The sequence below is a fragment of the Pseudomonas sp. 8(2025) genome (assembly GCF_052665325.1).
Genome location: NZ_JBQOIE010000019.1, coordinates 1 through 12,905, shown reverse-complemented (window position 1 = coordinate 12,905; position 12,905 = coordinate 1). Strand labels below are relative to the sequence as shown.

General features: G+C 62.8%; 9 protein-coding genes and 1 tRNA gene. 5 read left to right on the top strand and 5 right to left on the bottom strand.

What is annotated here, in order from left to right; translation table 11 throughout:
* Window positions 1-33: 33 nt before the first annotated feature.
* Window positions 34-1,401 (top strand): DNA recombination protein RmuC, encoded by a 1,368-nt coding sequence (rmuC, locus tag ACUXVH_RS27385; RefSeq protein ID WP_162865008.1) that lies wholly within the window; start codon window positions 34-36, stop codon window positions 1,399-1,401.
* Window positions 1,402-1,416: 15 nt separating this feature from the next.
* Here the strand turns inward: rmuC and ACUXVH_RS27380 are convergent, their stop codons facing one another.
* Both ACUXVH_RS27380 and ACUXVH_RS27375 read right to left on the bottom strand, forming a co-directional pair.
* Window positions 1,417-4,890 (bottom strand): hybrid sensor histidine kinase/response regulator, encoded by a 3,474-nt coding sequence (locus tag ACUXVH_RS27380; RefSeq protein ID WP_011062677.1) that lies wholly within the window; start codon window positions 4,888-4,890, stop codon window positions 1,417-1,419.
* Window positions 4,891-5,023: 133 nt separating this feature from the next.
* Entirely contained in the window at window positions 5,024-5,569 is a 546-nt protein-coding gene (locus tag ACUXVH_RS27375) for a TetR/AcrR family transcriptional regulator (RefSeq protein ID WP_065365429.1), read from the bottom strand.
* 92 nt (window positions 5,570-5,661) lie between these two features.
* On the opposite strand from ACUXVH_RS27375, the gene ACUXVH_RS27370 reads away from it, so the two are divergent.
* From ACUXVH_RS27370 to ACUXVH_RS27360, 3 genes are all read left to right on the top strand, one after another.
* Window positions 5,662-6,867, top strand: coding sequence for an MFS transporter (locus ACUXVH_RS27370; protein ID WP_065365430.1), 1,206 nt, complete (start codon window positions 5,662-5,664; stop codon window positions 6,865-6,867).
* A gap of 238 nt (window positions 6,868-7,105) precedes the next feature.
* A complete protein-coding gene (locus ACUXVH_RS27365; protein WP_019094576.1) occupies window positions 7,106-8,257 on the top strand; it encodes a TDT family transporter in 1,152 nt (383 codons plus the stop codon).
* An 83-nt stretch (window positions 8,258-8,340) separates the two neighbouring features.
* Window positions 8,341-10,215, top strand: coding sequence for an MFS transporter (locus ACUXVH_RS27360; protein ID WP_065365431.1), 1,875 nt, complete (start codon window positions 8,341-8,343; stop codon window positions 10,213-10,215).
* Between the two features lie 58 nt (window positions 10,216-10,273).
* On the opposite strand, the gene sugE is transcribed toward ACUXVH_RS27360, so the two are convergent.
* From sugE to rdgC, 3 genes are all read right to left on the bottom strand, one after another.
* A complete protein-coding gene (sugE, locus tag ACUXVH_RS27355; RefSeq protein WP_011062672.1) occupies window positions 10,274-10,591 on the bottom strand; it encodes a quaternary ammonium compound efflux SMR transporter SugE in 318 nt (105 codons plus the stop codon).
* Window positions 10,592-10,708: 117 nt separating this feature from the next.
* Complete coding sequence (locus ACUXVH_RS27350; protein ID WP_011062671.1) at window positions 10,709-11,674, bottom strand: bile acid:sodium symporter family protein; 966 nt, start codon at window positions 11,672-11,674, stop codon at window positions 10,709-10,711.
* 75 nt (window positions 11,675-11,749) lie between these two features.
* Complete coding sequence (gene rdgC, locus ACUXVH_RS27345) at window positions 11,750-12,670, bottom strand: recombination-associated protein RdgC (protein WP_011062670.1); 921 nt, start codon at window positions 12,668-12,670, stop codon at window positions 11,750-11,752.
* Window positions 12,671-12,830: 160 nt separating this feature from the next.
* On the opposite strand from rdgC, the gene ACUXVH_RS27340 reads away from it, so the two are divergent.
* A tRNA-Val gene (locus ACUXVH_RS27340) sits at window positions 12,831-12,903 on the top strand.
* The last annotated feature ends 2 nt before the right edge of the window (window positions 12,904-12,905 follow it).

Here is a 12,905-nt window from a genome sequence, read left to right as displayed (position 1 = left end):
CGCCGGGCCAGTTCCAGCCAGACTGAGCTGAGCCTGCTGGAAGAGCGCCTGGCCACGGCCCAATTGGCCCAGGAGGGGTTGGCAGCACAGTTGGATGCCAGCCGCGATGAAGTCAGCGACCTGAGCCAGGCCAATGCTCTGAAGCAGGCGGACCTGGCAGCCCTGCGCCGCGAGGTCGAATTGCTGCAGATCGAGCGCGATAACGCCCGTGATGCCGCCCACGCCTGGAACCTGGAACGGGCCGCCAAAGAAAACGAATTGCGCCGGCTGGATGCCCTGGCGGCGTCCTTGAATGCCGAGCTTCGTGAGCAGCAGGACAGCCACCAGCAGCGCCTGACCGATCTGCAAGGCTCGCGGGATGAGTTGCGCGCCCAGTTCGCCGAGCTGGCGGGGAAGATCTTCGATGAGCGCGAACAGCGTTTCGCCGAGACCAGCCAGCAGCGCCTTGGGCAGTTGCTGGACCCGCTCAAGGAGCGCATCCAGTCCTTCGAGAAGCGGGTCGAGGAAAGCTATCAGGCCGAGGCCCGGGAGCGCTTCTCCCTGGCCAAGGAGCTGGAGCGCCTGCAACAGCTGAACCTGCGCCTGAGCGATGAGGCCACCAACCTGACCCGTGCCCTCAAGGGCCAGAAGACTCAGGGCAACTGGGGCGAGCTGATTCTGGAGCGAGTGCTGGAGCACGCCGGCCTGGAAAAGGGCCGCGAGTATCAGACTCAGGTCAGCCTCAAGGGCCCGGATGGCGAGCGCTTCCAGCCTGACGTGCTGATCATGTTGCCGGGTGACAAGCAGGTGGTAGTGGATTCCAAGGTCAGCCTCACGGCTTACCAGCAATACGTCGGTAGCGACGATCCGCAGGTCGCCCAGGCGGCCCTGAAACAGCACGTGCTGTCCCTGCGCAATCACGTCAAAGGTCTGGCCGGCAAGGATTACAAGCGCCTTGAAGGCTTGCACAGCCTCGATTTCGTGCTGCTGTTCGTGCCCATCGAGGCAGCGTTTTCCGCGGCTCTGCAGGCCGAGCCGAATCTGTTCCAGGAAGCCTTTGACCGGCATATCGTGATCGTCAGCCCAACCACGTTGCTGGCCACCTTGCGGGTGATCGACAGCCTGTGGAAGCAGGAACGCCAGAGCCAGAATGCCCGGGAGATCGCTGAGCGCGCGGGCTGGCTGTACGACAAGTTCGTGCTGTTTATCCAGGACCTGGATGAAGTGGGCAATCGCCTGCAACAACTGGACAAGGCCTACGCCGCTGCGCGTAACAAGCTGACTGAAGGGCGTGGCAACCTGGTCAGCCGTAGCGAGCAGCTCAAGCTGCTTGGCGCCCGGGCCAGCAAGAGCTTGCCGGCGGACTTGCTGGAGCGGGCCATGACCGACGCCGAAGGACGCGAGCTGGAATTGCCGGAGTAATCCGCCAAAGGCCCGTCAGCCCAGGGGCAGGTGCCGGCTCAGCAGGGCGCGCAAGGCCGCCGGTTTCACCGGCTTGGCCAGATAGTCCAGGCCCGCTGCATGGACCTGGGCGACCATTTCAGGGCGCCCATCGGCACTGATCACGACCCCCGGTACCGGCTCGCCCAGTTGCGTGCGCAGCCAGGCCATGACCTCGGTCCCGGTCTCGCCGTTATCCAGGTGGTAGTCCACCAGGGCCAGTTGCGGGCGGATGCCTTCTTTGAGCAGCGCCGCGCATTCCTCGCGGTTGCGGGCGGTCCAGACCTGGCAGCCCCAGCGGGTGAGCAGGCTGTTCATGCCGATCAGAATGCTGTCTTCATTATCGACGCAGAGCACTTGCCCGCCATTGAGGGACTGGCCGTTGAGCTCGGCTGCCTTGCCTGGAGCCACCACGCTGCTGCGGGCCAGGGGCACGCTGACGCTGAATACGCTGCCTTTGCCGGGCCAGGAACGTACCTGCAACGGATGGCCGAGCACCCGGCACAGGCCATCGGCAATCGCCAGGCCCAGGCCCAGGCCTTTCTCGGCGCGGGTCTGGTGGCTGTCCAGGCGCTTGAACTCCTCGAAGATCACCTGCTGTTTGTCCTGGGGAATACCCGGCCCCCGGTCCCAGACTTCCAGGCTCAACGTTTCACCACGGCGGCGCACTCCCAGCAAAACGGGGCCCTTGGCGTAACGGAAGGCATTGGTCAGAAAGTTCTGCAGCACCCTACGTAGCAGCTTGCTGTCGCTGTCGATGCGCAGATGGCTGCCGCGCACCCGGAACTGCAAGCCCTGTTCCTGGGCCAGCGCCTTGAATTCGGCTCCCAGGGTGTCGAACAGTTCGTTGAGGGCAAAGGGCTTGCGATCAGGGGTGATCTTGCCGTTTTCCAGGCGCGAGATGTCCAGCAGGTCGCTGATCAGGTCCTCGGCGGAGCGCAACGAACTGTCCAGATGCTGCACCAGTTGCTGGGCTTCGGCGGACAGGCCGTCGTCCTGGTGGGACAGGGCCGCGGAGAACAGGCGCGCGGCGTTCAGCGGTTGCATCAGATCGTGGCTGACCGCGGCCAGAAAACGCGTCTTCGACTGGTTGGCCGCTTCCGCCGTGCCCTTGGCCTCAGTCAGTGCTGCGTTGAGTTGCGACAGTTCGTGGGTACGCTCAGCCACTCTTTGTTCCAGCCCTTCATTGGCCTCGGTGAGGGCCTGCTCGGCTTCGCGGAACGGGGTGATGTCGGTGAAGCTCATGACAAAGCCGCCGCCGGGCATGGGGTTGCCGATCAGTTCGATGACCCGGCCATTGGGGAACAGCCGCTCGGAAGTATGAGCTCGACCCTGGCGCATCCAGTGCAGGCGCCGGGCCACATGGACTTCCGCCTCGCCAGGTCCGCACAGGCCGCGCTCGGCATTGTGACGAATGATGTCGGCAATTGGCCGGCCCACGCTGATCAGCCCATCGGGGTAGTTGAACAGCTCCAGATAGCGGCGGTTCCAGGCCACCAGCTTCAGCGACTGATCGACCACGCTGATGCCCTGGGTAATGTTTTCAATCGCCCCTTGCAGCAGGGCCCGGTTGAACTGCAGCACCTCGGAGGCTTCGTCGGCGATGCGCACCACGTCTTCGAGCTGCATCTCCCGGCCTTCAATGGCGGCCTTGACCACCGCGCGGGTGGAAGAGGCGCCGAGCACACCGGCCAGCAGGCGCTCGGTATGGGCGATCCACTCGCCGTCGGCATTCTGGTTCGGGTTGAAGCCTTTGCCCTGACGATAGGCGAAGCGGATGAAGCTCTGGCGCGCACGTTCCTCACCGACAAAACGCGCGGCCAGTTTCAGCAGATCGTCGATCTGTACCGCCAGCATCGAGCGGGAGCTGAGGCGGCCGCTGATTTCCTGGCCGATGAAGCGTCCGGCCTGCCAGTGCTCGGAGACTCGGGTGCGCGAGAGCACCGAAACCCAGGCGAACAGGGTGAAGTTGCCCGCCAGGGACAGCACTACGCCTTGGGTCAGCGGGGTGATCGGCAGGTTCAGCGGATTGCCGTGCAGCCAGGCCAGGCCGGGGAAACTGCTCAGGGACCAGCCCAGGCTGTGGGCGGCGATGGGCAGGATCAGGGTGTAGAACCAGATGAAGGTGCCGGCAGCCAGGCCGGCGAATACACCGCGGCGGTTGGCCTGTTTCCAGTACAGCGCGCCGAGCATGGCCGGTGCCAGTTGGGTCACGGCGGCGAAGGCGATCTGGCCGATGGTGGCTAGGCTGGCGGTGGAGCCCAGCAGGCGATAGCTGACGTAGGCCAGCAACAGGATGACCACGATGCTCACCCGGCGCACCGAGAGCATCCAGTGGCGGAATACTTCGAACGGCCGCTCGGCATTCTTGTGGCGCAACAGCCAGGGCAGCAGCATGTCGTTGGAGACCATGGTGGACAGCGCCACGCTGGCGACGATCACCATGCCGGTGGCCGCCGAGGCACCGCCGATGAATGCCAGCAGAGCCAGGGCGGGGTGGGCCTGGGCCAGGGGCAGACTGATGACGAAGGAGTCCGGCAATACGCTGCTGGGCAGGAGCATCTGCCCGGCGAGGGCGATGGGCACCACGAACAGCGCGGCGAGGGCCAGGTACGCCGGGAACACCCATTTGGCCAGGCGCAGATCCTGGGGTTCGATGTTTTCCACCACGGTGACGTGGAACTGCCGCGGCAGGCAGATGATCGCCATCATCGCCACCCCGGTCTGCACCACCATCGACGGCCAGTTGATGGTTTCCTTCCAGTACTGCTCCAGGCGCGGAGCCAGCATGGCCTGGTTGAACAGGTCGTCGAAGCCGTCATAGAGGCCGAAGGTGACGAAGGCGCCGACGGCGAGAAAGGCAAACAGCTTGACCAGGGATTCGAAGGCAATCGCCAGCACCATGCCGCGGTGGTGCTCGGTGGCATCGAGGTTGCGGGTCCCGAAGACGATGGTGAACAGGGCCAGGATCAGCGACACGATCAGCGCCGTGTCCTGGGCGCGGGTGCCCATGGCGTCTGCACCGGCACCGATCAGCAGGTTGACCCCAAGCACGATGCCCTTGAGCTGCAGGGCGATGTAGGGCAGTACCCCCACCAGGCAGATCAGTGCCACCACCACCGCCAGCGACTGGGATTTGCCATAGCGGGCAGCAATGAAGTCGGCGATCGAGGTGATGTTCTCCTGCTTGCTGATCATCACCATCTTTTGCAGCACCCAGGGGGCGAACACCAGCAGCAGGATGGGGCCGAGGTAGATCGGCAGGAAGGCCCAGAGCTGCTCGGCCGCCTGGCCCACCGCGCCAAAGAAGGTCCAGCTGGTGCAGTAGACCGCCAGCGACAGGCTGTATACCCAGGCCCGCACCCGCGGCGGAAGTGGCGCGCTGCGGCGGTCACCGTAGAAGGCGATGGCGAACATGATGGCCATATAGGCCAGGGCAACGGCGGCGATCAGCCCGCTGGACAACGACATGGAAACTCCGGAACAAAGACACCGGGCACCTCAGCCCGGCCAGACAGTCTGGCACGATGTTGGATTGGCGTCAGTGTCGACCAAGGTATCAGCGCGGCCTGATGTCGCAGGGCTGAACCGAGGCGGGGAAGGGCTATGGCTGCAGAGCGATCTCGATCAGTTCATGGAGTTCCTGAACCGGCAGTGGCGTGGCGGAGAACAGGATGCGAAACACTGTCGGTGCTACCAGCAGGTTCAGCAGGCGGTCGATGTCCGGCAGGCTTTCCGTGTGGCCCTGATAGCGCTCGAGGATGCACTGCAACTGCCCGCTGAGGATGGTCACGCAATAGCCCGGGGTCGCGCTGCATTGCACATCGCGCATCATGTTGCGCCCGGGCTCCGAGCTCATTTCGTCCAGATACTGTTCGGCCCAGGCCCGCAGGTCGCCGCGCAGGTTGCCGGTATTGGCCGGTTCGCTGTCCGGGCGCATTCGTTCCAGGGCGACATCGGCCAGCAGGGCCGACAGGTCGCCCCAGCGCCGGTAGATGGTCGACGGAGTGACGCCTGCTCGGGCGGCGATCTGCGGCACGGTGAGGGACGAGCGATCCTGCTCTTCAAGGAGCTCGCGGACCGCAGTGTGAATGGATTCCTGGACCCGGGCGCTACGGCCGCCGGGGCGCAGACCTTCTTTGATAGCCATGGGGCGGCACCTTAACACAAAGAATTTGCTTTAAGCATTGGCGGGTAGCACACTGCGCAAAAGCAAAATATTAGCTTTAGTGGAGCGAGCTTATGTCCGGTGCTATCGACACTTGCGTGTCCAACCGTCGCAGTCTGGTGTTTCTGGCCATTACCCTGTTGAGTTTTCTGGCTGCCTCCAGCGTACCGACCCCGCTGTACCACCTGTATCAGGAAAACCTGCACTTTTCCCCGGCGGTGCTGACCCTGATATTCGGGGTCTACGCGATAAGCCTGCTGGCGGCTCTGCTGACCGTAGGGTCGCTGTCGGATCACCTGGGGCGGCGACCGGTGATTTTTGTCGCCTTGCTGCTCAATATCCTGGCGATGTTGCTGTTCATCAATGAAAGCGGAGTGCAGTGGCTGATTGCCGCGCGGGTGATGCAAGGCTTTGCCACCGGCATGGCCACCAGTGTGCTGGGGGCGGCCCTGCTGGATACCGATCGCCAGCAGGGGCCGTTGGTCAATAGCGTTGCGCCGCTATTGGGCATGGCCTGTGGTGCCATGGGGGCCAGCCTGTTGGTGGAGTTTGCGCCCTGGCCGCTGCAATTGAGCTACTGGCTGCTGCTCGGAGTGTTCGTGCTCCAGGCCGGGTATGTCTGGCGCTTGCCGGAAAGTGTCAGCCCGCAACCCGGTGCCTGGGCTTCGCTGAAACCCACGCTGCATGTGCCGGTGCAAGCGCGGCGCGCGTTATGGCTGGCCTTGCCGGTGGACGTGGCGGTGTGGGCGGTGGGCGGCTTCTATCTGTCGCTGGCGCCTTCGCTGGTCCGTGCGGCGACCGGCTCCACCTCGAACCTGATCGGCGGTGGCCTGGTGGCGGTGCTGACACTCAGCGGCGCGCTGATGATCTTTTCCCTGCGTCAGCGTCCTGCAGACAGGGTGCTGCGCCTGGGCGCCGGGATGCTGGCGACGGGAGTGATGCTGATCCTCGCTGCGGTGCATAGCGCCAGCCTGCCGTTGTTCTTCTTTGGCACCTTGGTGCTGGGCAGCGGCTTTGGTGCCGGTTTTCTCGGTGCGCTGCGCAGTGTGGTGCCACTGGCCCTGCCTCATGAGCGTGCGGGCCTGATGTCGGCGTTTTATGTGCTGAGCTATCTGGCCTTCTGCCTGCCCGCGTTGTTGGCTGGCAACCTGACCCGCAGCTTCGGCCTGATCGCTACTACTGACGGCTATGGTGCGGTACTGGTTCTCTTGTCCCTCGGGGCGCTGCTGGCCCTGATGCGCCAGCGCCCGGTGGCGGCGTGTGGGGCGTCGGGGCTTTGAGCCCGAGGCTTCAAGGGTTGCGGGATTGTGCCTGGAAAGCCGCAGGGGAGAGGTGCTGTACGCCAATCAGATACGGGCGTGTCGCCGGGTGCGGTCCGATTGCGGTGATCGCTCCTGGGGCCGTGGCATAGATGTTTATCTGCAAAATAGATAACAGATAGAGAAATTACCCGTTATATAGATATTCGATTAGGTTCTACCATGTTTCCTACCTCATCGGAGGACAGGAGACACGACCATGACATGCCCCAATAGCGTTAAAACCGGCCACTGGCCATTGAGCCATCTGCCGCATCCCCTCGAAGCCATTCGCCAATTCACCCCCAACTGGTTCGCCGCCACCATGGGCACCGGGGTTCTGGCCTTGGCGCTGGCCCAGTGGCCGGCCGAGGTTCCCGGCTTGCACCAGGTAGCAGAGGGTTTCTGGTGGCTGACCATCGCCCTGTTCCTGTTGTTTACCGCGATGTATACCGCGCGCTGGGTACTGTTCTTCGACGAGGCGCGGCGGATTTTCGGGCACTCCACGGTCTCGATGTTCTTCGGCACCATCCCCATGGGCCTGGCGACCATCATCAATGGCTTGCTGGTGTTCGGCATGCCTCGCTGGGGCGATGGTGTGGTGGAGGTGGCGCAACTGCTGTGGTGGCTGGATGTGGCCATGTCCCTGGCCTGCGGGATCCTGATTCCCTACATGATGTTCACCCGCCAGGAACACAGCATCGACCAGATGACCGCGGTCTGGTTGCTGCCGGTGGTGGCGGCCGAAGTGGCGGCGGCCAGTGGCGGCCTGCTTGCGCCTCATCTGCCGGATGCCCACGGGCAGTTGGTAATGCTTAGCACCAGCTACGTGCTGTGGGCCTTTTCGCTGCCGGTGGCGTTCAGCATCCTGACCATCCTGCTGTTGCGCATGGCGCTGCACAAACTGCCCCATGAAAGCATGGCGGCGTCGAGCTGGCTGGCCCTGGGGCCAATCGGCACCGGTGCCCTGGGCATGCTGGTGCTGGGCGCCGATGCACCGGCGATCTTCGCCGCCAATGGCTTGCCCGGCGTCGGTGAGATTGCCGCCGGCCTGGGCCTGGTGGCGGGGCTCACACTGTGGGGGTTCGGTCTGTGGTGGATGTTGATGGCCGTGCTCATCACCCGCCGTTACCTGCGCGAAGGCATACCCTTCAATCTTGGCTGGTGGGGCTTTACCTTTCCTCTGGGCGTGTATTCGCTGGCCACCCTGAAACTGGGCAGCACCTTGCACCTGGGGTTTTTCAGTGTGTTTGGCGCGGTACTGGTGGCGGCGCTGGCGGTGATGTGGCTGATCGTGGCCAAACGCACGGTGCAGGGGGCCTATAAAGGAGAGCTGTTTGTCTCGCCGTGCATTGCGGGGTTACGGAAATAATCGGCAAAGATAGGTAAGGTTGTGGCCTGGATCGATATTCGACATTCCAATAACAGTATCCACGCCACTCAGGGACATGGAAGATGAGTCACCCTTCGCAGTTCACCTTGCTTCGCAAGCGGCGGTTCCTGCCGTTTTTCATCACGCAATCCCTCGGTGCCTTCAACGACAACATCTTCAAGCAGTCGCTGATCCTGGCCATTCTCTACAAGCTGAGCATCGAGGGTGACCGGTCGATCTGGGTCAACCTCTGTGCCTTGCTGTTCATCCTGCCGTTCTTCCTGTTTTCCGCCCTGGCCGGGCAGTTTGGCGAGAAGTTCGCCAAGGACTCGCTGATCCGCCTGATCAAACTGGGGGAGATCGCGATCATGGTGGTGGGGGCGGTGGGCTTCGCCTTCGATCACCTGTCGCTGATGCTGGTGGCCCTGTTCGCCATGGGCACCCACTCGGCGCTGTTCGGCCCGGTGAAGTATTCGATCCTGCCCCAGGCCTTGCGTGAAGAGGAATTGGTGGGAGGCAACGGCCTGGTGGAAATGGGCACGTTCCTGGCGATCCTGGCCGGCACTATCGGCGCTGGGGTCATGATGTCCTCGGAGCATTACGCGCCGATAGTCTCCAGCGCCATGATCGGTGTGGCGGTACTGGGCTACCTGGCCAGCCGCGCCATTCCCCGGGCTGCCGCGGCGACCCCGGAGATGCGCCTGAACTGGAATATCTTCAGCCAGTCCTGGGCCACCTTGCGCCTGGGGCTGGGGCAGACCCCGGCGGTGTCGCGCTCGATTGTCGGCAACTCCTGGTTCTGGTTCGTCGGCGCCATCTACCTGACCCAGATTCCGGCCTATGCCAAGGAATGGATGCACGGCGACGAGACCGTGGTAACCCTGATCCTGACGGTGTTCTCGGTGGGGATTGCCGTAGGCTCGATGCTGTGCGAGAAGCTGTCGGGGCGAAAAGTTGAGATCGGCCTGGTACCGTTCGGCTCCTTTGGCCTGACGGTGTTCGGCCTGCTGCTGTGGTGGCATTCCGGTGGTATCCCGGAAAGCGCCACGGGTCATGGCTGGATTGAAGTGCTGGGTTTTGCCCATGCCTGGTGGGTGCTGTTCGATGTCCTTGGCCTGGGGATCTTCGGCGGCTTCTATATAGTGCCGCTGTATGCCCTGATCCAGTCCCGTACCCCGGAAAACGAGCGGGCCCGGGTGATAGCCGCCAACAACATTCTCAATGCGCTGTTCATGGTGGTGTCGGCGATTGTCTCTATCGTGATGCTGAGCATGGTCCAGCTGACCATTCCCCACCTGTTCCTGGTGGTGTCGCTGCTCAACATTGCGGTCAACGTCTACATCTTCAAGGTGGTGCCCGAGTTCAGCATGCGTTTCATGATCTGGCTGCTCAGCCATTCCATGTACCGCGTCGAGCATCGCAATCTGGAGTTGATCCCTGATGAAGGCGCTGCCCTGCTGGTGTGCAACCACGTGTCTTTCGTCGATGCCTTGCTGATTGGTGGTGCGGTGCGTCGGCCGATTCGCTTCGTCATGTACTACAAGATCTACAACCTCCCAGTGCTGAACTTCATCTTCCGTACCGCTGGAACCATTCCCATCGCCGGTCGGCATGAAGACCTGCAGATCTATGAAAAAGCCTTCCAGCGCATTGCCCAGTATCTGCGCGATGGCGAACTGGTGTGCATTTTTCCCGAGGGCAAGCTGACTGCCGATGGCCAGATCAACGAGTTCAAGGGCGGGCTGACACGGATTCTCGAGGAAACCCCGGTGCCGGTGATTCCCATGGCTCTGCAAGGCTTGTGGGGCAGCTTCTTCAGTCGCGATCCGAGCAAGGGTTTCTTCCACCGCTTCTGGTCGCGAGTGACCCTGGTGGCCGGGCCATCGGTGGCGGTGGACGCAGCCGAACCGGCGCAGTTGCAGGTCATGGTGGCGCAGTTGCGGGGCCCACGGCGCTAGCTGCCGGATACGAAAACGCCCGCACATTTGCGGGCGTTTTCATTTCTGCCTGGGCTTTTCAGCTGGCGCTGACTTTCAGGCCCACCAGGCCGGCGATGATCAGCGCCACGCTGACCAGACGCACCAGAGCCATGGATTCGCCAAACAGGATGATGCCGGCGATCACCGTGCCGACGGCGCCGACTCCGGTCCAGATGGCATAGGCCGTGCCCAGGGGCAGTTCCTTCATCGCCAGGCCCAGCAGGCCGAGGCTGATGGCCATGGCAATGATGGTCAGGGCGGTGGGCAGCGGGCGGCTGAAGCCATCGGTGTATTTCAGGCCGACGGCCCAGCCCACTTCAAACAAACCGGCAAAAAACAGAATGATCCAGGACATGCCTACCTCATCGGTTGATGGGGTCGTCCCCGGAATTGATCGCTCGAATGAGTCGCGAGGTCGTCCTCGCGATGCGCAGTATACTGCCCACTCTCACGTGGGCGAGTATTTTTTTCCTCAGTCATGGCCTCGCTGTATTTCCAGCTTTTGTTCGGCTGGATCTTCCATTCGCCGGAAATAGGTCGAGAGCAGGGCCCCGGAAATGTTGTGCCAGACGCTGAACAAGGCGCTGGGTACCGCCGCCAGTGGCGAGAAATGAGCGCTGGCCAGGGCCGCGCCCAGGCCGGAGTTCTGCATGCCGACTTCCAGGGCCAGGGATTTTCGCTGCGCCAGTGGCAGCTTGAACAGACGCCCCGTGAAGTAGCCCAGCAGGTAGCCGAAGCTGTTGTGCAGCATCACCACGGCCATGATCAGCAGGCCCGACTCGGCGATTTTCGCCTGGCTGGCGGCCACCACCGCGGTGACGATGATGACGATGCTCACCACGGAAACCAGCGGCAGTACTTCCACCGCGTGCTGCACCCGCTGGCCCAGCAGGCGCTGGGCCAGCACTCCCAGCACGATCGGTAGCAGCACCACTTGCAGGATCGACCAGAACAGTTCCATGAACGAGACCGGTAGCCAGGCCGAGGCCAGCAACCAGATCAGCGCCGGGGTCAGCAGTGGGGCCAGTAGAGTGGTAACCGCTGCAATGGCCACCGACAGCGCCAGGTCGCCGCGGGCCAGCCAGGTCATCACGTTGGAAGAGGTGCCGCTTGGGCAGCAGCCGACCAGGATCACCCCGACGGCGATTTCCGGCGGCAGGTGAAATGCCTGGCAGAGCACCCAGGCCACCCCGGGCATGATCACGAAATGGGCCACCACTCCCAGGGCCACGCGCCATGGGTGGCGGGCCACTTCGGCGAAATCTTCGAGTTTCAGGGTCAGGCCCATGCCGAACATCACCAGGCCCAGCAGCGGCACGATGGCGCCCTTGAGACCGACGAACCAGCCAGGCTGGAAGAATGCCAGGATGGCGAAGATCAGTACCCAGTAAGCGAAGGTGTTGCCGACAAAGCGGCTCAGTGCAGCCAGTGCGCGCATGACCTGTTCCTTATTATGTGAAAACGCCACCGAAGGCGGTGGCGTCTAGTGCGTAGCGGTTATCCGGGCAAGGCGTCAGATGCCCTGCGGAATCTCCTCGCCGCCCAGGGCTTCGAACAACGCCGGCAGGAAGTCGCCGAAGGTCAGCATCATCAGGGTGAAGCTGGCATCCTGCTGGCCGAGGGCTTCATCACCGCCGTCCTGTTCCGCCTGATCCTGCAGCAGGTCTTCGAACTTCAGGCGCTTGACCACCATTTTGTCGTCGAGCATGAAGGACAGTTTGTCCTGCCAGGCCAGGGACAGTTGGGTGACCACCTTGCCGGTGCTCAGGTGCAGCTGGATTTCCTCGCCGGTCAGGTCCTGGCGCTTGCAACGCACGATGCCGCCGTCCTCGTGGGTGTCGCGTAGTTCGCACTCGTCGAGTACGAAGAAGTCGTCGGCGGCTTTCTGGGTCTTGACCCAGTCGGTCATGATCGCGGTGGGGGCGATCTTCACGGTCAGCGGGCGAACCGGCAGGGTGCCGAGGACTTCGCGCAGGGTGGAGAGCAGGTCTTCGGCGCGCTTCGGGCTGGCCGAGTTGACCAGGATCAGGCCCTGTTTCGGGGCAATGGCGGCGAAGGTCGAGGAGCGACGGATAAACGCACGGGGCAGGAAGGCCTGGATGATTTCATCCTTGATCTGGTCGCGTTCCTTCTTGTAGACCTTGCGCATCTGTTCGGCTTCGATCTCTTCGACCTTTTCCTTCACCGCATCGCGCACCACGCTGCCAGGCAGGATGCGTTCCTCCTTGCGCGCGGCTACCAGCATGAAGTCCTGGCTGACGTGAACCAGCGGGGCGTCTTCACCTTTGCCGAAAGGGGCGACGAAACCGTAAGTGGTCAACTCCTGGCTTGCACAGGGGCGCGCCAGTTTGGTCGCCAGTGCAGTTTCCAGCGCCTCAGCATCAAAAGGCAGATCTTGGGTCAGGCGATAGATCAGCAGGTTTTTGAACCACATGGGGTGAATCTCTCCTTTATACAAAGGAGGGCATTATTCTCTTCGCTGCTGCTCAGGCCAACCCTTCGCTAAGCCTTTGGAAGGCCTGAAAAAATTATTATAAAAAGTGCTTGCCAGAGTGGGGGCTGCTCCGTAGAATGCGCGCCACACCGAACGTGAAGGGTGATTAGCTCAGCTGGGAGAGCGTCTGCCTTACAAGCAGAATGTCGGCGGTTCGATCCCGTCATCACCCACC

Bases quoted from the DNA above. Each gene is read 5' to 3' on its own strand.
- ACUXVH_RS27380 (WP_011062677.1), bottom strand. From the start codon at position 4,890: ATGTCGTTGTCCAGCGGGCTGATCGCCGCCGTTGCCCTGGCCTATATG.
- ACUXVH_RS27375 (WP_065365429.1), bottom strand. From the start codon at position 5,569: ATGGCTATCAAAGAAGGTCTGCGCCCCGGCGGCCGTAGCGCCCGGGTC.
- ACUXVH_RS27370 (WP_065365430.1), top strand. From the start codon at position 5,662: ATGTCCGGTGCTATCGACACTTGCGTGTCCAACCGTCGCAGTCTGGTG.
- ACUXVH_RS27365 (WP_019094576.1), top strand. From the start codon at position 7,106: ATGACATGCCCCAATAGCGTTAAAACCGGCCACTGGCCATTGAGCCAT.
- ACUXVH_RS27360 (WP_065365431.1), top strand. From the start codon at position 8,341: ATGAGTCACCCTTCGCAGTTCACCTTGCTTCGCAAGCGGCGGTTCCTG.
- sugE (WP_011062672.1), bottom strand. From the start codon at position 10,591: ATGTCCTGGATCATTCTGTTTTTTGCCGGTTTGTTTGAAGTGGGCTGG.
- ACUXVH_RS27350 (WP_011062671.1), bottom strand. From the start codon at position 11,674: ATGCGCGCACTGGCTGCACTGAGCCGCTTTGTCGGCAACACCTTCGCT.
- rdgC (WP_011062670.1), bottom strand. From the start codon at position 12,670: ATGTGGTTCAAAAACCTGCTGATCTATCGCCTGACCCAAGATCTGCCT.